Annotated in this window: 21 protein-coding genes; 10 read left to right on the plus strand and 11 right to left on the minus strand. The window is 30.8% G+C overall.

Translation table 11 applies throughout. The features are described 5' to 3' along the window. Positions 1–29 precede the first annotated feature (29 nt). Positions 30–2,048, plus strand: coding sequence for a TonB-dependent receptor plug domain-containing protein (locus ACE193_RS08545; protein WP_375562579.1), 2,019 nt, complete (start codon positions 30–32; stop codon positions 2,046–2,048). Between the two features lie 118 nt (positions 2,049–2,166). On the opposite strand, the gene ACE193_RS08550 is transcribed toward ACE193_RS08545, so the two are convergent. Then, positions 2,167–5,142, minus strand: coding sequence for an AsmA-like C-terminal region-containing protein (locus ACE193_RS08550; protein WP_375562580.1), 2,976 nt, complete (start codon positions 5,140–5,142; stop codon positions 2,167–2,169). A 169-nt stretch (positions 5,143–5,311) separates the two neighbouring features. On the opposite strand from ACE193_RS08550, the gene ACE193_RS08555 reads away from it, so the two are divergent. Further along, a complete protein-coding gene (locus ACE193_RS08555) occupies positions 5,312–5,734 on the plus strand; it encodes a hypothetical protein (protein WP_375562581.1) in 423 nt (140 codons plus the stop codon). 114 nt (positions 5,735–5,848) lie between these two features. Here the strand turns inward: ACE193_RS08555 and ACE193_RS08560 are convergent, their stop codons facing one another. The 6 genes from ACE193_RS08560 to ACE193_RS08585 all read right to left on the minus strand — a co-directional run bounded on the left by ACE193_RS08560 (position 5,849) and on the right by ACE193_RS08585 (position 12,206). Further along, the gene (locus ACE193_RS08560; protein ID WP_375562582.1) at positions 5,849–6,793 is read right to left on the minus strand and encodes a DUF3078 domain-containing protein; all 945 of its coding nucleotides are present in this window, start codon (positions 6,791–6,793) and stop codon (positions 5,849–5,851) included. A 112-nt stretch (positions 6,794–6,905) separates the two neighbouring features. Continuing rightward, entirely contained in the window at positions 6,906–7,373 is a 468-nt protein-coding gene (locus ACE193_RS08565) for a DUF6438 domain-containing protein (protein ID WP_375562583.1), read from the minus strand. Positions 7,374–7,439: 66 nt separating this feature from the next. Further along, a complete protein-coding gene (locus ACE193_RS08570; RefSeq protein ID WP_375562584.1) occupies positions 7,440–8,069 on the minus strand; it encodes a phosphatase PAP2 family protein in 630 nt (209 codons plus the stop codon). A gap of 15 nt (positions 8,070–8,084) precedes the next feature. Beyond that, positions 8,085–8,696 (minus strand): hypothetical protein, encoded by a 612-nt coding sequence (locus ACE193_RS08575; protein WP_375562585.1) that lies wholly within the window; start codon positions 8,694–8,696, stop codon positions 8,085–8,087. Between the two features lie 3 nt (positions 8,697–8,699). Further along, a complete protein-coding gene (locus tag ACE193_RS08580) occupies positions 8,700–9,251 on the minus strand; it encodes a hypothetical protein (RefSeq protein WP_375562586.1) in 552 nt (183 codons plus the stop codon). A gap of 60 nt (positions 9,252–9,311) precedes the next feature. Then, the gene (locus ACE193_RS08585; protein WP_375562587.1) at positions 9,312–12,206 is read right to left on the minus strand and encodes a leucine--tRNA ligase; all 2,895 of its coding nucleotides are present in this window, start codon (positions 12,204–12,206) and stop codon (positions 9,312–9,314) included. A 180-nt stretch (positions 12,207–12,386) separates the two neighbouring features. Between ACE193_RS08585 and ACE193_RS08590 the strand changes: the two genes are divergently transcribed. Beyond that, the gene (locus ACE193_RS08590; protein WP_375562588.1) at positions 12,387–13,256 is read left to right on the plus strand and encodes a hypothetical protein; all 870 of its coding nucleotides are present in this window, start codon (positions 12,387–12,389) and stop codon (positions 13,254–13,256) included. 52 nt (positions 13,257–13,308) lie between these two features. After that, positions 13,309–14,127: a hypothetical protein gene (locus tag ACE193_RS08595; RefSeq protein ID WP_375562589.1), complete on the plus strand. Its 819-nt coding sequence runs from the start codon at positions 13,309–13,311 to the stop codon at positions 14,125–14,127. A 67-nt stretch (positions 14,128–14,194) separates the two neighbouring features. Here the strand turns inward: ACE193_RS08595 and ACE193_RS08600 are convergent, their stop codons facing one another. After that, complete coding sequence (locus ACE193_RS08600) at positions 14,195–15,001, minus strand: nicotinamidase (protein ID WP_375562590.1); 807 nt, start codon at positions 14,999–15,001, stop codon at positions 14,195–14,197. A gap of 203 nt (positions 15,002–15,204) precedes the next feature. Between ACE193_RS08600 and ACE193_RS08605 the strand changes: the two genes are divergently transcribed. Together ACE193_RS08605 and ACE193_RS08610 are read left to right on the plus strand one after the other, a co-directional pair. Then, positions 15,205–15,618: a hypothetical protein gene (locus ACE193_RS08605; RefSeq protein WP_375562591.1), complete on the plus strand. Its 414-nt coding sequence runs from the start codon at positions 15,205–15,207 to the stop codon at positions 15,616–15,618. Positions 15,619–15,834: 216 nt separating this feature from the next. Next, positions 15,835–16,170 (plus strand): hypothetical protein, encoded by a 336-nt coding sequence (locus tag ACE193_RS08610; protein WP_375562592.1) that lies wholly within the window; start codon positions 15,835–15,837, stop codon positions 16,168–16,170. 5 nt (positions 16,171–16,175) lie between these two features. Here ACE193_RS08610 and ACE193_RS08615 read toward each other — a convergent pair whose 3' ends face one another. Continuing rightward, positions 16,176–17,570, minus strand: a complete 1,395-nt coding sequence (locus ACE193_RS08615) for a mercuric reductase (protein WP_375562593.1) — start codon at positions 17,568–17,570, stop codon at positions 16,176–16,178. Positions 17,571–17,670: 100 nt separating this feature from the next. On the opposite strand from ACE193_RS08615, the gene ACE193_RS08620 reads away from it, so the two are divergent. Beyond that, positions 17,671–18,756, plus strand: a complete 1,086-nt coding sequence (locus tag ACE193_RS08620) for a hypothetical protein (RefSeq protein WP_375562594.1) — start codon at positions 17,671–17,673, stop codon at positions 18,754–18,756. Positions 18,757–18,787: 31 nt separating this feature from the next. On the opposite strand, the gene ACE193_RS08625 is transcribed toward ACE193_RS08620, so the two are convergent. Next, the gene (locus ACE193_RS08625) at positions 18,788–19,501 is read right to left on the minus strand and encodes a carotenoid biosynthesis protein (protein WP_375562595.1); all 714 of its coding nucleotides are present in this window, start codon (positions 19,499–19,501) and stop codon (positions 18,788–18,790) included. Positions 19,502–19,613: 112 nt separating this feature from the next. Between ACE193_RS08625 and ACE193_RS08630 the strand changes: the two genes are divergently transcribed. The 3 genes from ACE193_RS08630 (at position 19,614) to ACE193_RS08640 (ending at position 22,001) form a co-directional block, all read left to right on the plus strand. Beyond that, a complete protein-coding gene (locus ACE193_RS08630) occupies positions 19,614–20,957 on the plus strand; it encodes a hypothetical protein (protein WP_375562596.1) in 1,344 nt (447 codons plus the stop codon). Between the two features lie 125 nt (positions 20,958–21,082). Beyond that, positions 21,083–21,619 carry a DUF4920 domain-containing protein gene (locus ACE193_RS08635; RefSeq protein WP_375562597.1) on the plus strand — a complete coding sequence of 179 codons (537 nt, stop codon included), beginning with the start codon at positions 21,083–21,085 and terminating at the stop codon, positions 21,617–21,619. A 34-nt stretch (positions 21,620–21,653) separates the two neighbouring features. Then, positions 21,654–22,001 carry a Rieske (2Fe-2S) protein gene (locus ACE193_RS08640; RefSeq protein WP_375562598.1) on the plus strand — a complete coding sequence of 116 codons (348 nt, stop codon included), beginning with the start codon at positions 21,654–21,656 and terminating at the stop codon, positions 21,999–22,001. A gap of 76 nt (positions 22,002–22,077) precedes the next feature. Here the strand turns inward: ACE193_RS08640 and ACE193_RS08645 are convergent, their stop codons facing one another. Beyond that, positions 22,078–22,275, minus strand: a complete 198-nt coding sequence (locus ACE193_RS08645) for a hypothetical protein (RefSeq protein ID WP_375562599.1) — start codon at positions 22,273–22,275, stop codon at positions 22,078–22,080. Between the last annotated feature and the right edge of the window lie 206 nt (positions 22,276–22,481).

Genomic DNA, 22,481 nt, shown 5'->3' on the forward strand with positions numbered 1-22,481 from the left:
GGAAATATCACATCTTATAGAAGACGTCTATGAATATCAAACTTACAAATAAACTTTTCTTTATACTCTTATTTTGTATTGTTCAAAATTCAGTTTTTGCTCAACAAACATCAGACTCGCTTAATTACGAGCGTTATAAGTTTGCTTTGGAAGAGTTAGAAGAAGATTCCACAGATAATTTGATTACACTTGCTACTCAGACAACACTACGTTTGCGTGATGCACCTAGTGTGGTAAGTGTCATTACTCGTGCTGATATTGAGGCAATGAATGCTAGAGACTTATTGGATATTTTGCGTCATATTCAAGGTTTTGATTTTGGAGTAGATGTGAATGGAGTAGTAGGAATAGGTTTACGTGGAAACTGGGCGCATGAGGGAAAAATTCTTTTGATGGTAGATGGTTTAGAAATGAATGAACTTATGTATGGAACTACGCAATTAGGAAATCATTTTCCTCCTTCTTTGATTGAGCGTATTGAAATTATTCGTGGTGCTGGTTCAGCCATTTATGGAGGTTTCGCAGAATACGGAGTTATCAATATTGTAACCCGAGGAAATGAAAATTTGAATGGTTTGCAGGTAAGTAATACATTAGGAAAAGTAAAAAATAACAATGATAAAAATAGTCCACTTCGTCAGAATTTTACAGCTTCTTTAGGACGCTCTTCTATTGATTGGAAAGTATGGGGAAATGTTTTTAAAGGAAGTACACTTCGAAGCAATCAAATTTTTACAGATGGGCTGGGTAGTAAAGTAGATATGAGCCAAAATTCACTCATGGAAACATTTACAGCTCAAGTAGGAATTAAATATAAACAATTAGAAGTAAGAGTCATTTGGGATGATTATAGAAATGATACTAAAATAGGATTTGCTTATATCGCTCCTCATAAATTTCAACGTGTATTTCAAACAGGAATTATAGATGCAAAATACACTATTAAAGTAAACAAAAAACTCACTATTACACCTCGTATTTCTTATACTTTTTCTCGCCCTTGGGCTTTTTTAAGTAGTGATACTCTTTTTACAAGTGTATTTTCAAGAGAGTCTGCTCAACGTCTTCGCTCTAATCTCATAGGAAATTATCGCCCTAACTCAAACCTAACTTTTACTTTAGGAAGTGAATTTTTGTATGATATAGGGTATGATGATGTTACTTTTTTTAATGATAAAAATTATATTGAGTTTAATAATATTGCTCTTTTTAGTCAGATTTTATGGAAAACAAAAATAGTAAATATTACAGCAGGAGCCAGATATGACAACCATAGCTTTTACCCTTCTACTTTTGTTCCTCGTTTTGGACTTACTAAGTCTTGGGAAAAATTACATTTAAAACTCTTATATAGCAATGCTTTTCGTGCGCCAAGTATCCAAAATATCAATTTGAGTATTAATCAAAGTATAAAACCTGAACGCACTACGGTTATAGAATCTGAGATTGGGTATATTTTTTCACCTAACTTTTCATCTACTATCAATTTTTATGATATTACTACAAAAGACCCAATTGTTTATTTTGTAGAAAGTAATACGATAGAAGGTTATACCAATGAAAATGAAACAGGAACACGAGGTGCAGAATTAGAACTGCGTTATAAAGGAAAAAAGGGTTTTGTAGAAGTAACTTACTCCTATTATACAGCAGCAGGAAAAACGATTGTCAATACTTCAGCAGTAAGTGAAGGTAGAAATCAGCTTTTAGGACTTGCTCCACAAAAATTAACTCTTTGGGCAAATCGTACCATTTATAAAAATCTAAAACTAAATACGTCAGTAGTTTGGCTCAGTAGTAGATATGCTTATAATCAAGAAACTCAAAACGGAGAACTTATCTTGAAAAAATTTGATACAAATACACTTTTCAATATTTCGTTGATGTATAAAGATTTTTTACGAAATGGAATCAATGTTTCTATAGGAGTTAAAGATTTATTTAATCAATCTCCTCCTTTTATGCAGCCTTACGATGGAGCACATGCACCTTTATCAAATATTTCAAGAGAATTTCTTTTTAGGATTAATTATAATTTGAATTGGTAGCTTGGTAGTTACTAGTTTAAATACACAGTAACCCAAAACCTTATAAAAAGCAAAAAACCATTATTTGTATCAATAATGGTTTTTTACGTTTATAATTTAATCAGTTATAATTTCAAACTTACTTCTTTTTCCCAAAACCACCCAAACCTTTTAGTTTGTTTTTGAGGTTTTCTGCTGCTTTTTCTACTGGATTTGTTGTCTTGGTAGAGTCTGCTTTTGTAGTTTTGGTAGAATCATTTTTATCGCCACTTCCAAAAAAGTCTTTCAATACTTCTTTTCCTGTTTTGGTAGCCTCGTCTTTAAGTGCTTGAGTTGCTTTAGATTTTATTTGTGCTTTGATAGCCGAATTATCCATTGCTACATTTGGGCTATTATACGTTCCTCCAATATTAAAAAGTAATGGAATATTATCATTTTCAATATCTTCTGGTTTTATTTTTACAAAACTACTCACTAAAGAAATAGCTTCTTCTTTCGGAACATCAACTTCCAAATGAAAATCAATTCCTCCATCAAATGCTGTTGTTCCTCCAACTTTCGATTTATACCCTGCAAAATTCAAATCAAAAGGTTGAATCTTCATTTTTCCATCTTCAATTTTGGTTTGCATGATTACATCTTTAAAACGAGTATTTTTGAGTTTTGGCATATTGGCTACGGCAGATAATTTATTGATAGACGGGTTTTCTTTCATCACTGCATCAATAATTTTCATCATTCCACCACCTGAAAGTGTTGCCATATCAGGCATCATATCTGATTTTAATAATCCTGTAATATTAAAATTATTAAGAGAAAATGTTCCATCTAAATGTTCAGCAAGAGGAGCAAAGGCTTTTGCAGTAGAAAATGTTTTGAACGCTTCTCCCAAATTTGCCTCAATAATATCCAAATCAAACGAGAAAATAGGACGAGATACATCTTTACTACTATACAAACCACTTGTGCGAAATTTTCCACCAACAGCATCAAAAGTAAGATTATCCATTCTGACTTCTCCATCTTTTACACGCACCAAACCACGCATATTATTAAGTTCCATATTATCATAAAGTACTTTTTGAATAGTTGCATTAAAAGTAAAATCAATATCTTTTGGTACTTCTACTACGCCTGTTTCATCTTCAACTGTCGTTGGGTCATCAGTTTCAGTCATCCATTCATCTACATTAAATTGATTCGAAGTAAGGTTCATATTTCCACGAATAATAGGTGTTCCATCTTGAAAACCAGCCATAGCAAGCGCATAAGCAATATAATTTGAAAGTCCACCTGTAAGTGCAATATCACTTTTTCCTAAAAACCCTTGAAAAGAATCCAAAATCATTTGTTGAGGCGTAAAACTGACCTTGGCATTTGTGATTTTCATTCCTTGTGGCAAATCTACACTTGTAAAAACTAAATCCTTAATAGATAACTCTCCACTTGTAGGAAGTTGGTCGTATTTTTCGGCATCTAAAGCAGCCGTTGAGCCTTTTGTTTCGATGTCTGCTTTTATCAAACCTGTTACAGTCATATCTTCTAAAGGAACAATTTTGGTAATGGTAGCCAAATCTAACTCTCCTTTTATTATCAAATCATAAACTAGGTTTTCAATGCCTTCTGTATGTCCACTTACAGAAAAAGGCTTCCCTTCTACTTGCATCGTGATTTTTTCCAAATCGACACGAGTATTCTCCATAGTTCCAGTTGTGTTTTTGGCATGTGCTTCTACTTCCAAGTTTTCAATAGGAATTGGATAAGCAAGCGATTTTACATAGCCATTTTTCAATGTCATATCTGCATCAATGGTAGGAATACGATTTTGAGTTTCATCATAAACTCCTTTTGCCAAAAGTTTTAGATTATAAATCCCTTTTAGTTCTAGACTGTCCATTGGATAGACTTCTCCAAGTTCGGCAAGATTTACAGTTGCATTGATATTTGCATCAATATCATATTTCTCTAACCCTTGAACTCTAACTTTTCCATTAATTGGATTTTTGCCAAGGTTCATTCCAAATGTTTTTATATCAATAACTGTATTATTGAGATTTGCTGTAGTATTGACAACCTGCATATCTACATTTACATTTTCAACTGCTGTTGGAAGTTCTGGATATTTGAAATAACCATCTTTTATCAAAAGTGAAATATCAAATTGTGGATATAATTCTTTTTCTGAATTAAATTCTCCTTTTGTCATTCCTTTAAAGACAAACTCTCCTTTTGCTTCCAATCCTTCATAATCTTTCAAAAATACGGGAGGAATCAATGATAAAAGACTTTTAAAATTCGTTTCAGGAGTAGAAAAATTCAAATCCATCATAATCGAACTTGTATTCTCTGGCATACTGAGCCATCCATCCAGTTGCAAAGGCAAATCATTGAGTTTAAATTCATTTTCTTTAAAAGTAAATTTCATATTTTTCATATCCATTTCCAAAGTTGCATCAGCAGAAACAGGACGATGAGCAATATAAGCTACTTTTTCAAAATTGACATATAAATCTTTGATAGTTGTATTTGTACTCAAATCATATTTATCAGCTTTAATATTTCCACTTCCTTCGTGATTCAAGCCATCAATAATAGCAATCATTTTGAGGGTGTCGTCTTGATAGCGAATTTTTCCATCAGTAATATTCCACTTTTCAAGTCCAATTTCGAAAGCTGCTGTATCTTCTGCTACAACTTCTGTTGTGTCAGTTGTACCTTGATAAATATCATAACTTGCTCTTCCATCTTTCAAAACATGGACATTTACAAGAGGTTTGTCGGCATAAATACTATGAATCTCAACTTTATCTCCAAAAACAGACATAAAATTGAGTGCAAGCTCAAAATTATCAGCAGCCAAAAGTGTATCCCCTTCAAAAGGCGCACGATTAATAACGCTAATATCTTCTAATTGAACAGTCAGTTTTGGAAAATGACGCAAAATAGAAATATCAAAATCTCCAAATTTTACATCTGCCAAGACTTGTTCGCTGGCTACTTTTTCTACTTTTGCCTTTAATTGGTCTTTAAAAAGAACTGGAACAAGAAAAACTGCGCCCACCAGTAAAACCAAAAGGATAATTATGGCAATGGATATTTTTTTAATTATTTTCATATTTATTTGATTATGTTGTTATTAGTAAGGATACCAACAACAGCTATTATATTTAGAATGAGGAATTTCTTTTTTATAGAAAAAATATGGAATTTTAGTCGAAAGATAATCTAAAGTTAAGAAAAAAGATAGTCAATTTTTAGAATATAAAAATATCAATTAAAGAGTTATGCCTTTAGAACCAAATTATTTCCCTAAAGTTTCTTTAGATAAAAAATTAGAAATAAAATTGCTAGGAATAGAAGAACCAAATAATGGTAGAATGTTGTGGAGAGTAGAGGTATTTTATCAGAATAAAAATACAAATGACTGGATTTTTAATAAAAATTGGAATGTATTTAATTTTGAATTAGATAATTGGGTTCTGCAAGACCCTAAAAACAGATATTATTATTTGCCTATCGAAACTAATAGTGTCCTTATTGACATAAAAACACTTAATATACATAGATTGCCTTATCAAGGTCTTTCTACCATACGTTTTGAGGGAAATAGGTTTGAAGAGAATTTTTTGATAGAAAAATATAATGACTTAGTTGTAAAGACGAATTTAGAAACCTTGATTTCGATAGAATCTAAGATTCTAAAATAAAAATAGGACAAAGCGTACTTTGTCCTTACAAATAAAATTTATTTTTTACTTAGGAATTGAAATTCAAAAACAACAAACTGCTGATAATCAACGTATTACATTCGTAATTATTCCTTAAAAAGTATAACCCACATTAATATTCAAGACATGTTTGAACTGAATAGCTCGTTTTGCTACTCCGTCATCTTCTTGTGGAATCAAAATATCGTGGTCATAAATAAGTTGAGTAGAAAAACTTGTCGTAAGATATTTATTTACTTTAAAAACAATTAGATTTTCCCAGTTTACGTCTATTTGAGTGAGGTTTTCATAGTTTGCAAAAAGATTTAGTGTAGAGCCTAATTTTACATTTTCCATAATATCATAAGTAAGACCAGCATCAAAGTTAGAACCAAATTCAGAACGGATATTTTCTCCTTTTTCCACTCCAAATGCGCCAATATTAGCCAATGAATCATTCATCACAAAGGTAAATTTGGCAGCCAAAGGTGAGTAACGCATATTAAAAATCTTGGTTTCGTAACGAATACCTGTTGCAAAAATCAAATATCCAGGAGAAAGAAAATTTGAAATAAGTTGCCCCTGTTTTTCTTCTCCTAACGAATCTCTTTCAAAGAAAAAACCTTTTGCCATTTGGGTACGAAAACTCATCGAAGTTCCACTACTCCAATGTTTAGCTAAATTATAGCTGTATTTAGAATCAAATTGAAAATTATCATCTGTTTTTTTGAATAAATTAAAATCACTTTTTCCTACTCGTGCCATTCCGTATTGAACAGTTAAGATATTTTCCCAAGTAGATTTTTCAGTTTTTCGTGTAGCATTTAAGTTCAAAATTGCACCCAAAGCAATTGAACTTTGTCCACCACCAGCCCAGTTGCTCAAACCGACATTGGCAAAAGTTCCAGAAAATGAGCCTCCTTTTTTCCAAATTTTGACTGTATCAGGAACTTTGACAGTAGCAATTCCATCAACTGTTACATTGGTGGAGTCTTGTGCAGAAGCAGAAAATGACAAGGAAAATAAAAATGCAAGGATTAGAAAGTTGAATTGTTTCATATTAAAAATAAATAAGATAAATAAAAAATAATGTTCTACAACTTCATAAGAAATTATAGAACATTGTTATTCCTCAAAAACAGTACAATTTTCACTTTTGTTATGAAATAAGTTAATTTGTTTTGCTATCAGCTTGTATTTCAATAACTAACATATCCAAAAACTGCAAAATAGGTTCTAAATTTTTAGGTTTGTCGACATACATAACCTGTTTTTTGCTCTTTTCTCCTTTAGCAATTTCTAATGTCGTCATTGGATAATCAAAAGCTCGGTCATAACCAATCGCATCAGTTTCTAAAAAATTACTTTCTGTAATTAGATTTTGAAGTGTTTTATACTTTTCATCAGATAATTTTATTTGTACAATTCCGACAATCGTAGTGTACTGCCTTCCATTAAAAACGACCATTTGGTCTTGTTTGATTGTCAAATCAAAAACAGGACAACGCCCTTTGCAGGCTGTTTTGGCATATTTTAATTCAAAAAAACTTTCTGTTTTAGTAGGTTTACATGAAAAAAATAAACTGCTACAAAGAAGTAATGAAGATAATAAAGTGAATATTAAAAAATGGTTTTTCATTGATTTATGTTTTTTTAACCGTCAACGAGGCTAAAGCCGTCGTTGAGGATAGATTATTATTAAAAGTTATTCCAAAAAGCTATCCGAAGTTTTCTCCAAAGATACAGAAAATCGTTTTTCTAAAAGCGTATAAATCCAAAAAATAAACCACGCAATCAAAATTCCTGCTGTTGCCCCTGCCAAAATATCGCCTACATAATGTACACCCAAATAGACACGAGAATAAGAAACCAATGCAGCCCAAAAAAGAGAACCATAACGCAAGATTTTTATCCAATTATATTTTTCATTAAATCTTTTTAGAGCCAAAAAAATAAAGAAAGAAATACTAAAGGTAGTAGAAGCATGCGAAGAAATAAAACCATATTTACCACCTCTATAATCTCTCAAAATATAAACTAAATTTTCTATTTCTGGACTATGAGAAGGACGAAAACGCTCAAAAAAAGGTTTACAAAAGCCAGATGCAAATTGGTCGGCTAAAGCTACTGAAACAAGAATTCCGACAACGATTTTCCAAAAATGCTTTACTCCAAAAAGTTTGTAAAGCAAAAAAATCAAACCTAAGTAAATAGGAATCCATGTATATTTCAGAGAAATGTACCACATCAAATCATCCATAAAAGGATGATGCAATCCATTCAAAAATAATAAAAGCTGTTTGTCTAGTTGGTCTAATTTTTCTAGCAAGGTCATTTTGTATAAGATAAATTATTCTTCAATTTCAAAAACCATATTATCACTTTCATAGAAGTTTATAAAAATACTATCATTTGCTACATTGATATTTTTCATATCTTCTTCTATCAAAGACATTGGTATTTCGAAATTGGTGTTTTCTCTGTCTTTATAAACAGAATGGAAGTAACCCAGTCTAGTCTTAAAAATGAAATAATTTTTGTCTAAAAAATATTCTGTCGAAAATGAGTTAGAACATCCTCCATTTGGAGTATTAAAAATACTTGGTTTCATATATTCATAAATCTTGTAATTAGATTGTTCATATACAAGTTTGCCTGTTGATAGTGTTCTCTCAAAACGATATGAAATTGAGTTGTTCCAATATTCATTACTGTTCCAGAAAAATAGAATTAGCAAAGGAATAGTAATATAAAATGTAGAATACACTTTTAAAAATGTAAATGGTTTGAACAATCGCTTGAAATTTAAAGCAAATAGTGAAAAACCACTTCCAACTAAAAGAAAGGCTAACAACATTTTTGCATAACTATTTAATCCAAAGTTAAAAATATTAGTAACAAAAATATTTACTACTAAAATAAGAAGGATAATGAAGTGAAATTTGACGAGTTTGGTTTTCATAATCTAATAGAGTCTATAAGTTTTTTCTGTGCTATCTTTCAGTTTAATTAATAGAGTATTATACTCTACTTGAATATGGCTGATATTTTTTTCATCTAAAGTATCAGTATCACCACTTTCTTCTTCTTTTGAGTTTATAGGTTCTGCATAATTAAACTGTCCTTTAGAGTATAAAAAGGGAGAGTAAACTTCATAGACCTCGTATTGACAACACGCTCCCATAATGGCATAGTAAGGATGTATTTCATAATTTTCATCTTTGTACAGAGGCGTAGAATTAAGAAAGAATAGCATAAAAATTAGCCCCAAAAAACCTTTCATAATCCCTAGAAAAAATAATATAGGAGAAACTACATACAAAGAAAAATAAGCTGTTATAAATTGAAAAGGCTTGAGAAATACAATAAAACCTATTACTGCACTTCCATAAAAAAGAATTTTCAAACCGATTCTGACATAACTATTCAAACCCAAATCAAAACCTATCGTAATGATAAAATTAACTACCAAAATGAGTAGAATAAGAAAGTGAAATTTGATGAGCTTGGTTTTCATAGGTAAGACATAATAATGTAGGTCAAAGGCATGCCTCTGACCTACTAAAGTATAATTCCACTAAATCACAATATTGACAATTTTCTTAGGAACTAAAATAAAACGCTTCGGAGATTTTCCTTCTAGCCATTTTTGAACTATCTCGGCTTCCAAAACTTGCTTTTCGATGTCTTCTTTTGGAGTTTCTAAAGCAAAAGACATTTTAGTACGAACTTTTCCATTTATCGAAATTGGATATTCAAATTCATTTTCTTTCAAATAACTCTCATCATAAATTGGGAACTCTGCTTTTATAATAGAAGTAGTTTTTCCTAAAGCAATGTGCCAAAGTTCTTCTGTAATATGGGGCGCAAAAGAAGACAGAATAACCAAAAATGGCTCTAAAACCTCTCTTTTGTAGCATTTCATCGCTGTAAGTTCGTTTACACAAATCATAAAGGCACTTACAGAAGTATTCAAAGACAAACGTTCGATGTCTTCTTCTATTTTTTTGATGGTTTTGTGAAGTGTTTTAAATTCTTCTTTTGTTGGTTTATCATCATTCAAAATCAAATCGCCATCGTTATTGTAGAACAAACGCCAAACTTTACGCAGAAATTTCTGAACACCATCAATTCCACTTGTATCCCAAGGCTTCGAATATTCCAAAGGCCCTAAAAACATTTCGTACAAACGAAGCGCATCAGCACTATATTCTGAAACCACATCATCAGGATTGACAACATTATGTAGTCTTTTAGACATTTTTTCTACTTGCGAACCACAAACAAAATTACCGTTTTCTTCCTTTATAAATTCTGCGTTTTCTGTTTCTGGTCTGAATTTTTGATACTTCTTTATATCCAAAATATCATCTTTTACCATACTTACAGGAACGTGTAGAGGACTAATATTTATTGTTGTATTTGCTGGAATGGCTTCGTGTCCTGCAACTTGATTGATACCTTCTATTTTTTCAGCATCAGAAGTTAATTTTTCTACTTGCTCATAAATTCCTTCACTCAAATAAACTTGGAAACCACTAATACGATAAATCAAACTAGATTTTCCTTGAATCATTCCTTGATTAACCAATTTCTTAAACGGCTCATCGAATTTTAAAAATCCTTTATCGTGTAAAAATTTTGTCCAAAAACGAGAATACAGCAAATGACCGACTGCATGTTCTGCACCTCCAATATAGACATCTACTTGATTCCAATAATCAACAGCTTCTTTTGAGGCAAAAACACGCATATTTTGAGGGTCAGCATAACGCAAGAAATACCAAGAAGACCCTGCCCATCCTGGCATGGTGGTAAGTTCGTAAGGATATTTTCCTTGATAAGTAAATGCTTCTGCACGTCCTAGAGGTGGTTCGCCTTCTGCCGTTGGCTTGTAACTATCCACTTCTGGAAGCATCAAAGGCAATTCAGAATCAGGTAAAGAATGAGGAATTCCATCTTTGTAATAAATTGGAATTGGTTCTCCCCAATATCTTTGACGACCAAAAGCTGCATCACGCAACCTAAAGTTTACTTTTCCTGTTCCAGCTTTTTTCTCTTCTAATTTTTGGATAGCTGCTTGAATGGCATCTTTTACAGACATTCCATCAAGAAAATCAGAGTTTATTATTTCTCCTGTTTTTTCTGTGTAGGCTTCCAAAACGTTTCCGTTTTCATCAATTTTGGTTTCTTTGATTACTTGAATAATATTCAATCCAAAATGAGTAGCAAAACGAAAATCACGTTCATCAGACGAAGGGACACCCATCACAACACCAGTTCCATAACCCGAAAGAACATAATCAGCCACCCAAATAGGTGTTCTTTTTCCTGAAATTGGATTGATTACATAACTTCCTGTAAAGACACCAGAAACAGTTTTTACTTCTGTTTGGCGTTCACGTTCCGAACGGTTTTTGGCTATTTTCACATAATTTTCTACGGCTGCTCTCTGCTCTTTTGTAGTAAGCTCATCAATGATTTCAAGTTCTGGCGCAAGGGCAATATACGTAACTCCGTAAATTGTATCTGGGCGAGTAGTGAAGGCAATGAGTTCTTTTAATTCTTCACTCTTTCGGTTTTCTGTATTTTCTTCAATTTGGAAAGAAAGTTCTGCTCCATAGGATTTTCCAATCCAGTTTTTTTGCATTTCTTTCAGTGCATCCGACCACTCCACCTCTTCCAAACCACTCAAAAGACGGTCTGAGTACGCAGTTGTACGCATCATCCATTGAGGCATTTTTTTTCTTTCGACAGGATAACCACCACGTTCTGAAAGTCCGTCTTTGATTTCGTCGTGAGCCAAAACAGAACCTAATTCAGCACACCAGTTTACAATAGCTTCAGATTTATACGCCAAACGATATTTTAATAAAATATCTGATTTTTCTTTTTCTGTAAAACCATTCCATTCTTGAGCTGAAAAAGAAGGTGTATCATCATCACAAGCTGCATTTACTTTCTGATTTCCTTCTTTTTCGAAAGTGGTAATCAGCTTTTGAATTTCTTCTGCTCTTTCTGTATCGTTATTATAAAATGATTCGAAAAGCTGTTTGAAAATCCATTGTGTCCAACGGTAATAATCTGGGTTTGAAGTTCGAACTTCTCTGTCCCAATCAAACGAAAAACCTATTTTATTAAACTGTGATTTGAAAGTTTGAATATTTTGAGCTGTTGTGATGGCTGGATGTTGTCCTGTTTCGATGGCATACTGCTCGGCAGGAAGACCAAAAGAATCAAAACCCATCGGATGAAGTACATTAAAACCCTTCAAACGCTTAAATCTACTCAAAATATCCGAAGCAATATAACCGAGTGGATGCCCAACATGAAGCCCAGAACCCGAAGGATAAGGAAACATATCTAAAACATAATATTTCGGTTTGGTTGTATCATTTTCAACTTTATAAACCTCTTTTTCGTCCCAAGCTAGTTGCCATTTGGGTTCGATAAGGCGTGGATTGTATTCCATTTTTGTCGTATTTTTCTGTTTGTTAAGAGTAAAGTCGTTGGTGGAGACACCAACAACGGCAGAGAAAGCGTAAAATAAATTTTAGCTTATATAACTCAAAGGTACTAAGATTTTCAAACATACGAATTTTTGTTTAGGTTCGTAGTTGGTTTTATAATTAGAAATTTAATAAGAAGATTTATGAATAATAGAATAGCTCAATGGAGCGTAGGGTTTCTACACCTAGGTATTGGACTTATTTTTTTGAATTTTCTTAGCCTACTAGATTTTTCAGCAGGTTTTGAATCTTTCTTTAATTCTGTTTCCGATTTTTTTAATTTTGGAAATCAAGGCATACAACGCTTTGTGCTTGTAATTCTTATTTCATTATCATCTATATCTGTTTTTGTGCAGTCTTTAATTAATGTTAAGCCTACCCAATATGCTAACTACGTATTTAGTGGTTTAATAATTTTGCTTTTAGCTTCCAATGTGTACTTTTTTATTGAAGGAGAAAGTCTGTATTACAATAAAATTGAATCATTAATACAAGCATCTTTGGGTCACTTATATTTTGCTTTATTAATCATTTTAATAACTTTTTCGCCTATTTTATATTCCAATAAACAAGAAGATACTGTTGTGAATAACTCTTTGGATAGCGATTTTTTAGAAAACGATACTTCAGAAGAGAATCAGAATAGCTCATATTTTTGGCGAATGCATCGAATTTTTTCTATTTCTTTAGGCTTTGTTTGTTTACTTTCTGGTATAATGGCATTTTATCAACCAACTACTCCAACATATATCACTTTTATACTCTTTTTTGGATTAAGTATTTTGTTATGGTATCAAGCTAAATTGGGAAGTTTTGTAACAAGTATTTTTAGTATATTAATGATGATATTAGGATTTTCTGTTATAATCTTAACAAAAGATTTAGAAGAAGTCAAACAACTATATAATACCTTCACAATTATAGTTTTGGGTCTATTTTTTATAAGCTTTATGGGAAGTATTCCATTTATTTTGCTAAATAAAGAAGTGAGAAAAGAATGGAAGATGAAATAAACTACTTTTCTGAATTCAAGATACTTTACAACTCAATTTTTGAAAAAATGCTATGAAAAATAAGACTTTATCATTTGGTGTAATGGGTTTACATATTGCTTTTGGTCTAGCTTTTTTAGGTCTAATTTTGATGACAAACATAAATACGAATTCAATTAATTTTGAAAATAGTTTTTTTATAATACTTTTGATTTTAGTAGTAGGAATTAGTTTAGTATATCTAATACAGTTTTTCATAAATAAACATAAAGCAAAATATTTAAGCTATGTTATTGCTTTTTTAATGCCTCTTATTTTTGCAATAAGATTTATCGTTCAATGTATATTCTACTTGAAAGAGCCTCCTATTTATCCTTGGAGTTGGCAAGGTGCAATTTTACCAGTAATTTTAGTATCTCTTCCATCTCTGTTATTGTTTTTTTTATCGTTTTCTCCTCATTTATATCAAAAAGAGAATATAATTAAAGAACAATCAAGTTTAGATACTCTTTTCATCAAAAGCCAAGAAGTTTCTAGCTGTTCTTATTTTTGGCGTATTCATCGCACATTTGCCATTATTCTTATGTTTATTTCTATTGTTCTTTTTGTACTTGCTCTCTTTGCTAAGACTTTACCTTTTTATGTTGGTACTCTTATCTCTTCTTTATCTTGTCTTTTACTTTGGTTTCATGCACGACTGGGCAGTATTTTAGTATCGTTTTTCTGTGGACTTATTCTAATGGCTTGTAGTTTTTACCTTATTTTCCTTCTAAAATCTTCAGATTATTCTGCTTCTGTATTTCTAGGTTTCACTGCTGTATTTCTTTTTGTTGGAAGTATCCCTTTTATTTTGATAAATGATACTACAAGACAAGAATGGAAAATGAAATAACAAAAAAACCTTCTTTATTAGCTAAAATAAAGAAGGTTTAGAATTTTAATAATTTAGCATTTGTAATTTATAATTCAATTTCACTACTTTTTACAAAACGAATTCCTATTTCTTTTGCTCTTCGATAAATAGGCTCTCCCAAATGCCCCATATTTGGAATATCAGACATACAATCTTCTAAAACGATTACTTTTTTGGCTAATTCTGGTGCATAATCCATAATCTGTTTCAAACTTGTAGCGACACAATGCGACTTTGCTTGTCCTGCTAAATATAGATTTTTATACTCATTTAAAGAATCCAAAAGTGATTGATTGAGCTGCGTTTCTGGTCGGTCTTTGACAGGAATTTGAGCTTGAAAAATACCAAAATGTTCGGTAAGTGGATATGTTCCTTTCGTTACGGCTTGATATTGTTTGTACTGATTATTTTCTTTATTGATTTTTATCCAATTTTCTAAGGCTTTTGAAAGTGTTTCATCAAGAGCAGCTCCTTTTGAGCCAATCAAACAATGGTGTGTCCAAATAAAGTGAGGAAACTCGCCTTGTGCTTCCAAGTTCTTTAAATATTCTTTGGTTTCTTTTAGGTAAAAATTAGGAATCCATTTTCCGTCTTCTAGTTCTTTTAGCGTAATTTGAGTAAAAGGATTAGGTTCTTTTCCGTTTTTATCTTTCCAAAAAGAAGGATGCGAAATATCATTTACTGGATGATTATCAAGTGTTACACAAATATGGTCTAATTGCTTTGCATTTTTTGTGATAAAATCAGAAAGTCGTTTGATGTCATTTTCTGCATTTTGTACATACAAAGCACCAGCAGGATTACAGAAATCATATTGAGCATCGATTATTAAAAGGGTATTTTCGTTTTTCATTTTTTGGAAAGTTGATGTTGTTTGTAGGACACAAACAACGGCGAGTAAAGATTTTTATTTAGGATAACGTACAAAACACACTAAGGTTTGTTTTTTGTCAAAAATTGTCAATAAATTATCTTTTTTAGTTTGCTTGTATGATTTTTGTCAAGAACAAAGAAGATAAATAATTCTCTATAACCTCTTATACCTTTTACTATAAAATGAAACAAGAATTAAAAGATGAATTTCAGAATGTTTTTTTTCAAATTGAACATTTGAGTGATAAAAATATTATTCAAACAACTTGGATAGCTGATGGAATAACAGTAAATCAAATACAAGATGGAGCTATGATAATGTTAGAACAACTAAAAAAGAATAACACATCTTTGATCTTGAATGATAACAGGAAAATTACAGGGGCTTGGGATGATGCAAACGAGTGGATTGCAAATGAATGGATGCCCAAAGCAATAGAAATAGGAGTGAGAAAATTTGCTCATATTATTTCAGACGATCTATTTGATCAATTATCTGCTGAATTTATGGAAGATAATAGCAAAAAATTGGAAGGAGACTTTCAAATGCGTTTATTTAGTAACAAAGAAAAAGCAGAAGCATGGCTTGCAGAATAAAAAAATAATATTTTATTCATATTCACAAAACAAACCTTAGTTTTATTTAGGATGACCTAAAGCATAAGCTAAGGTTTGTTTTTTGTCAAAAATTGTCAATAAATTGTATTTTTTAGTTTGCTTGTATGATTTTTGAGTTATAATTTATAAAAAAAATTACTTAAACCTATAAGGTTTTTGAAAACCTTATAGGTTTAGAAAATACAATAAAACTCTATGAAAATCCAATCTAAATCTCTTTCTTATTTTCTTAAAAAACATATTTCTTTTTTATTAATTATATTTTCCGTATTTCTTTTTAGTGGAACGCTAACCTCCTGTAGAGGCAATAAACCTTCCGACCAAGCCAGCGAACAAGAAGCAGGGAAAAAGAAGAAAAAACCAAAAAAATGTAAAGATGAAGGCTGTAAAGTAAGAATGTCGCATTATCATGAAGGTTCTCCGTATAAGGGAAAAAGAGGTAATTTTTTTATACGTCTTTTCACACCTAAAGAATCCAAGTATGGACAAGGAAGACACAGAAATCATGGTTGGAAAAAAGGGAAAAAATAAATCTCCTAAAATTCTCTCAAATCTCCTAGCATTGTAGGAATAAGCTCACTAACCGTTGGATGAATATGAACGGCATCACGAATCATTTTGTAGGATTTTTGAGCATACATCATGTCAATAATTGCATGAATTGTTTCGTCTGCCGAAATTCCAAAGAACGTTGCACCTAGAATTTTTTCAGTTTTTTTGTCTATCAAAATCTTCATCATTCCATCGGTTTCGCCTTTTTCAGTGGCACGAGCTACTTTTTTCATTTTACGAAAAGCCTGTACAATTTTCAATGATTTGTCTTCTCTCATTTTTTCTTTTGCTTGTTCTTCATTTATTCCAACTCTTGAAAGTGGTGGGTCAATAAACATAGAATAACATTGAATTCTGTCTGATAATTTTCGTTTTTTCTCTCGAAAAAGAAAATCACTTACAATTTCAAAATCATTATAAGCTGTATGTGTAAATGCACCTTCGCCATTACAATCTCCTAAAGCAAAAATATGTTTTTTGTTGGTTTGAAAATGTTGATTGACTTTGATATAGCCTTTTTTATCTATTTTTACTTCTGCTTTTTCTAAATTCAGATTTTTGGTATTTGGCTTTCTTCCTACCGAAACCAAAATATGAGAACCTTCTACACGCTGTTTTTTTCCGTCTTTTTCAAACGTAATTTTAGTTTTTCCTTTTTCTTGAGTTATTTGTATATTTTGAGTATTTGTATGAATTGTTATCGATTCTTTTTCCAATACTTTTTTTATCTCATCAGCTACATCTTTATCTTCTTTTTTCAAAAAACGTTCATTATGCTCTAAAATAGTTACTTTACTTCCAAAACGAGCGAACATTTGACCAAATTCTAATCCAATATAACCAGCACCAATTACAATTAAATGTTTTGGAGTTTCTTCTAATTCTAAAATGCTAGTATTGGTCAAGTAATCTAATTTTTGATATTCTTTTGGAATGATTGGCTTTGCACCTACATTAATGAAAATCTGTTTTCCTTCTAGTTGCTGGGTTTTTCCATCTTTAGATTTTATTTCAATCGTATTTTCATCTAAAAAAGAACCTTCTCCTTCATAAAAATCAAGATTTTCTAGTTTATCAAAAAGTCCTTGAATATTGCTGTGAGAATCTAAAACAATCTTATCTTTTCGTTCTTTAATTTTCTTTAGGCTTATTTTCACTTCACTTGTTTTGACTCCAAACTCTTCACTATTTTTGGCTACAAAAGCTCTTCTTGCAGCAGCTATGTATGATTTTGTAGGCGTACAACCGTCATTTACGCACGTTCCACCAATTTTATTTTTTTCTATAATGGCTACTTTTTTTCCTTCTGCATCAAATTTTGCAGCGAGTGGAACACCTGCTTGACCTGTACCGATAATAATTGCGTCGTATTTTTTCATATCTAAAAATGGAGTTTAAAAAGTGGGTTTCATTTTGATTTTCTTCTTAACTTAACTTTTCAGAATGGTTATTGTTGAAATTAAATTTAAAAACTATAAAATGTATTCTATCAAAAAATTTGACTTTACAAAAAATACGACTGAGTGGGATTCATTTATAAAAACTAATTCAGAAGGACATTTTTTTTTCGAAACCGATTATTTATTCTACCATAAAGAGCGTTTTGAAGGTTTTTCTTTACTGATTTATGATAAAAAGAATGAATTGATTTGTGTTTTGCCTGCTTGTTTGGAAAGTAAGTCGTCGGTGGATACACCGACAACGGCAAGATTATATAAAAAAACTCTTCATTCTCATAAAGGCTTAACCTTTGGAGGATTTATTTTTAAAAATAATTTGAGCTTTTTAGATAAGAGAAAATGTGTTTTTGCTTGTCTTGACTTTCTAAAAAATAATAATTTTGATTCACTGATTATAAAACCATTGCCTTCTTATTTTCAAGAAGATTCTATTAAAGATGAGAGTATTCATCGGATTTTGAATGATGATTTGATTGAAAGTAAAATTTTGAGAGTAGAAGCAAATTCAGTTATTATTTTGCCACAAAGTGAAGTAGATTATCAAAAAAAAACACACCCAAATTATTCCACAAGAAAAAAGCGAAACCTCAAAAAAGCCTATCAATATAATTTGAGAATAGAAAAAACAGAACTTTCGACAGATTTTTGGCAAATAATAGAAGAGAATTTAAAACTTCGTCATAATCTTTCGCCTGTTCATTCTGCTGCTGAAATTCAATTATTGCACGATAAATTTCCTACTAACATTCTCTTTTCTCTAGTAAAAAATTCAAAAAATGAAGCTGTTGCTTGTAGTGTTTCTTTTGCCTATCAAAATACTATTCATTTGCAATATATGGCAACTACAAAAAAGGGAAAAGAAATAAATGCTTTAGATTTTTTAATCAATCATCTTATAGAAAATCATGTCATTCATTTTGATAAAATCAATCAAACATCTCCTACTGGAAATTTTGAATATTTGAGTTTGGGAGTAAGTGAATTGAGAAACAATACAGAAAATAATAAAGGAAATGAAACTTCAATCAACGAAGGACTTTTTAAATGGAAAGAAGAATTTGGAGCAAAAACTCTCTCTCACTTTGTTTATCAAATAACTATTTGAATTACACAGACTAGGAAGTCTGTGATACAATTTAGTGTTCGAAGAGATACATTAATACATTATATCCACCAAAAAAAAGCAGTTGAGCTAGTAATAAGAAATAAGCGAATTTATTTATTTTCTCAAACCTAGAATACTGAAAAAGCATACACAAAGGCAATGCCACCCAAAACCAACCGATATAATTTTGAAGAGGAATTGTATTTTCTTGCCAACTCCAAAAATCATGTTTTATGGCAACAGGTTCTATCAAATAATCTAACATTACCATCAAAACAGCACTCAAAACAGCCTTAAAAAATAGTGTTATTTTAGTCGTAAAAACAAAAAAATTGAAATAGGTAGAAATAAAATAATTGACTATAAAAGTAATCATTACCCAATTTACACCAATCAAAAGAGGAACTTTCAAGACCTTAAAACCGAGTGTTTTTCCATAATTATATGTTCCAAAAATAGCTTCTGTTTTTACACCTATTACTTCAATAAAAAAACCTACCAAAAAAGTAACACTCACAAAAATCCAAAAAGAAAGTGAATATTTGCGTTGTGCCAAAAAAAGAAGTATAATACTTGTAACGAGATTGAAGGGGGTTGCAAGTTCAAAAAGCACACGAGTAGGCTCAAACCAAAGTCCTAAAAGCCCTGCAAAATACATGACCAATATCAGCCCTCCAAAAAAATTAACATTATCTTGCACAAAAAAGCGAATAGACTCTAATAAGAAAGTAATTTTAGCTTTCATTAAATAGTTAAAATGAGTTGATTTTGATAAATGTAAAAACAGACTAACCCAGTTTTGTGTAAATTTGTTAGAATTTTGTTAAAAATGAAACTGAATAGAATAAAAAATAGCTATGAAGATTTATATCACACTACAAGACCTTTTCCTAACTCCTGTTTATCTTCTAGTAATTTATAGTATTCTATATTTTCTGCGTACTAGCATTACAGATAAAGAAATGCGAAAATTTTTTATTACAGGTTATACAGTAAAAATAGTAGGAGCTATTTTTTTTGGTTTAGTATTTCAATTTGTATATGGTTATGGAGATACTTTCTATTATTTTGATGGTTCAGGAATAGCACGAAAGGCTTTTCTAAATGATATAGGTGTATATTTTCAGATACTTTTTCAAAACATGGATGAATATTCTAATCCTGACACATACCTTTATGCTTATCGAATGCCTTATTATGGAGATAGAGCCTCCTTTGCTGTTTGTCAGATTGGCTCTATATTTTCTATCCTTTCTTTTCATACTTATACTATTAATTGTTTATTTTTTGCTCTTTTTAGTTTTTGGGGCAGTTGGCAAATGTATCGTGCTTGGGCTGATATGTATCCTGTTTTGAAGAAACAAATAGGTTGGGCTATTTTTTTTATTCCCTCCATATTTTTCTGGGCATCAGGTGTAGTAAAGGATTCTGTTACTTTTACTGCCCTAACTTTTGCCTTTGCAGCTTTTCACTTTGGAGTTATACGCAGAAGAAAGGTATATATAAATATCTTTGTTTTTTTACTTTGTTGTTATACCATGTATGTCATCAAACTTTATATATTGCTTTGCTTTATGCCTGCTTGTGGGTGGTGGTTTTATGCACAATACACAAAACAAGTACAATCTCGCTTTTTAAAATTAGTATTTGCTCCTTTTTTATTGGTTATTGGTGGTGGAATTGTATTTTATTCTTTTTCAACCCTTATTAAAGGAACAGAATATGATTTGGATAGAGTTGCAGAAAGAGCATTTATTACAGCAGATTGGATTCATCAAATGAGTGAGCAAGGTAGTGCTTATGATATAGGTCTTGATCAAATGGATGGCTCTATTGGAAGTATGCTCCAACTATATCCCAAAGGTATTTTTATCACTTTATTTCGTCCTTTTATTTGGGAAATAAAAAATTTTAATATGGCTTTAGCTGGCTTAGAAAACTTAATTTTGTTGTATCTTACTATCCAAGTATTTAGAAATCAGAAATGGGGAGTTATTATCAAACGCTTAAAAACTGAGCAAATGATAATAGTTTGTCTTATATTTACTTTGTTTTTTAGTGGAATTATTGGTATTGTAAGTAGTAATTTTGGAGCTCTTGTGCGTTATCGTATTCCTATACTTCCTTTTTATACTATTGCTCTGATAATTTTGGGTTATAAACGACCTAAACCTAGAAAATTAAGAAATATTAAAGTCTAATTTTGTACTTTTGAAAAATTTGTTGAAACAAAAAAGATTCTATTATTCATTCTCAAATAACTTCATTGAGATTAATTTCTTTTATTAAATCATACTCTTATTGGCAATTAAATTTTAAGTATCCTATGAAAAAAATATTCAAACTCACTTTAGTTGTATTCTCTTTTGTATATCTATCAGCTTGTAATTCTAACTCTTCTGAAAAAGAAAAAAGTAACGAAACAGACCAAATAGAAACAACCTCTTCCAACTCAGAAGACAATGCTACACAAGAAGAAAAATATGGTGCAGAAATCACATTAGAAAATGCGATTGCTGTAAATGAAATACCTACCATACTTGCCAAACAAGATTCTGCAGAAATAAAGGTAATTGGAAAAATAGGAGAGTGTTGTCAGAAAAAAGGATGTTGGATGAAAGTACCTATTTCTGACACTCAAGATATGTTGGTACGTTTTAAAGATTATGGATTTTTTGTTCCTATGGATTCAGAAGGAAAAGAAATTGTGATGGAAGGACAAGTAAAAAAGGAAGTCATTCCAGTTTCTCAACTACGTCATTATGCAGAAGATGCAGGAAAGACGAAAGAGGAAATTGAACAAATTACAGAAGATGAAATAAAAATTACTTTTATGGCAACAGGTGTTATTATTAAAGGATAAAAAATTCTATTTTCATAAAAATTTTATTCAAATAATGACAAAACTATTTAATTCTTTAGAAGAAGCTACAAACAAGATAGCCTTAGGAACATCCACACTCTTAACAGTTTCAGATGACAATGGTGAAGATGAAAAAATCTGTCTTTCCCATACAAAAACAGGTTTCTTTGCTGTTCAGAATCAATGTTCTCATGTAGGGGCAGATTTGTATAAAGGTTTTATAAATGAACAGAATGAAATAGTTTGTCCTCTTCATAGTTATTGCTTTGACCTCAAAACAGGACAAACAACTCGTGGAAATGCTGCTCCTTTAAAAGTATATAACCTAGAATGGAGGCTAGATAAAAATACAAATCAAAAAGCTCTATTTATTGATTTATAAATAATAAAAAACCTGCTATATAATAATATAAGCAGGTTTTTCTTCAAGTAAGCAAACCTGTATTTTTCTGATTTGATTATTCATCTTCTACTTTATAAAGAGTCAAAACAGAATCATCTGTAATTTTTTCAGAGGATAAATTTGTATTTTGTATTTGTACAGTATAATCTGTACTAGTAGTTTGTCCGTAGCTAGAAAAAGTTAGAAAGGTAAGAAGAGCAAAGATACCAAATGAAGTCAGCATCACAATGAGCATACGTTTTGTACGTTCCATAATAATAAGAGAATTAGATTAAAAAATGGTAGATTAGATATAATTTTATTGATAAAAACAATAAAATGATATTAGACTACTAATAAGTTGAAAAAATTAGATAGCTTGAAAAAATGACTATCCATACATAATAACGCAATCAAATAAAAAAAGTTACATTTTTTCAAGAAAAGATTATTTTAAATATACTTTTAATAAAAAAACAG

The organism is Bernardetia aquimarina (assembly GCF_042180575.1).
In the GTDB taxonomy this organism is placed as follows: domain Bacteria; phylum Bacteroidota; class Bacteroidia; order Cytophagales; family Bernardetiaceae; genus Bernardetia.

What these genes read in the sequence shown, in the direction of transcription:
- ACE193_RS08545 (WP_375562579.1), top strand. Translation starts at nt 30, where the DNA reads ATGAATATCAAACTTACAAATAAACTTTTCTTTATACTCTTATTTTGT.
- ACE193_RS08550 (WP_375562580.1), bottom strand. Translation starts at nt 5,142, where the DNA reads ATGAAAATAATTAAAAAAATATCCATTGCCATAATTATCCTTTTGGTT.
- ACE193_RS08555 (WP_375562581.1), top strand. Translation starts at nt 5,312, where the DNA reads ATGCCTTTAGAACCAAATTATTTCCCTAAAGTTTCTTTAGATAAAAAA.
- ACE193_RS08560 (WP_375562582.1), bottom strand. Translation starts at nt 6,793, where the DNA reads ATGAAACAATTCAACTTTCTAATCCTTGCATTTTTATTTTCCTTGTCA.
- ACE193_RS08565 (WP_375562583.1), bottom strand. Translation starts at nt 7,373, where the DNA reads ATGAAAAACCATTTTTTAATATTCACTTTATTATCTTCATTACTTCTT.
- ACE193_RS08570 (WP_375562584.1), bottom strand. Translation starts at nt 8,069, where the DNA reads ATGACCTTGCTAGAAAAATTAGACCAACTAGACAAACAGCTTTTATTA.
- ACE193_RS08575 (WP_375562585.1), bottom strand. Translation starts at nt 8,696, where the DNA reads ATGAAAACCAAACTCGTCAAATTTCACTTCATTATCCTTCTTATTTTA.
- ACE193_RS08580 (WP_375562586.1), bottom strand. Translation starts at nt 9,251, where the DNA reads ATGAAAACCAAGCTCATCAAATTTCACTTTCTTATTCTACTCATTTTG.
- ACE193_RS08585 (WP_375562587.1), bottom strand. Translation starts at nt 12,206, where the DNA reads ATGGAATACAATCCACGCCTTATCGAACCCAAATGGCAACTAGCTTGG.
- ACE193_RS08590 (WP_375562588.1), top strand. Translation starts at nt 12,387, where the DNA reads ATGAATAATAGAATAGCTCAATGGAGCGTAGGGTTTCTACACCTAGGT.
- ACE193_RS08595 (WP_375562589.1), top strand. Translation starts at nt 13,309, where the DNA reads ATGAAAAATAAGACTTTATCATTTGGTGTAATGGGTTTACATATTGCT.
- ACE193_RS08600 (WP_375562590.1), bottom strand. Translation starts at nt 15,001, where the DNA reads ATGAAAAACGAAAATACCCTTTTAATAATCGATGCTCAATATGATTTC.
- ACE193_RS08605 (WP_375562591.1), top strand. Translation starts at nt 15,205, where the DNA reads ATGAAACAAGAATTAAAAGATGAATTTCAGAATGTTTTTTTTCAAATT.
- ACE193_RS08610 (WP_375562592.1), top strand. Translation starts at nt 15,835, where the DNA reads ATGAAAATCCAATCTAAATCTCTTTCTTATTTTCTTAAAAAACATATT.
- ACE193_RS08615 (WP_375562593.1), bottom strand. Translation starts at nt 17,570, where the DNA reads ATGAAAAAATACGACGCAATTATTATCGGTACAGGTCAAGCAGGTGTT.
- ACE193_RS08620 (WP_375562594.1), top strand. Translation starts at nt 17,671, where the DNA reads ATGTATTCTATCAAAAAATTTGACTTTACAAAAAATACGACTGAGTGG.
- ACE193_RS08625 (WP_375562595.1), bottom strand. Translation starts at nt 19,501, where the DNA reads ATGAAAGCTAAAATTACTTTCTTATTAGAGTCTATTCGCTTTTTTGTG.
- ACE193_RS08630 (WP_375562596.1), top strand. Translation starts at nt 19,614, where the DNA reads ATGAAGATTTATATCACACTACAAGACCTTTTCCTAACTCCTGTTTAT.
- ACE193_RS08635 (WP_375562597.1), top strand. Translation starts at nt 21,083, where the DNA reads ATGAAAAAAATATTCAAACTCACTTTAGTTGTATTCTCTTTTGTATAT.
- ACE193_RS08640 (WP_375562598.1), top strand. Translation starts at nt 21,654, where the DNA reads ATGACAAAACTATTTAATTCTTTAGAAGAAGCTACAAACAAGATAGCC.
- ACE193_RS08645 (WP_375562599.1), bottom strand. Translation starts at nt 22,275, where the DNA reads ATGGAACGTACAAAACGTATGCTCATTGTGATGCTGACTTCATTTGGT.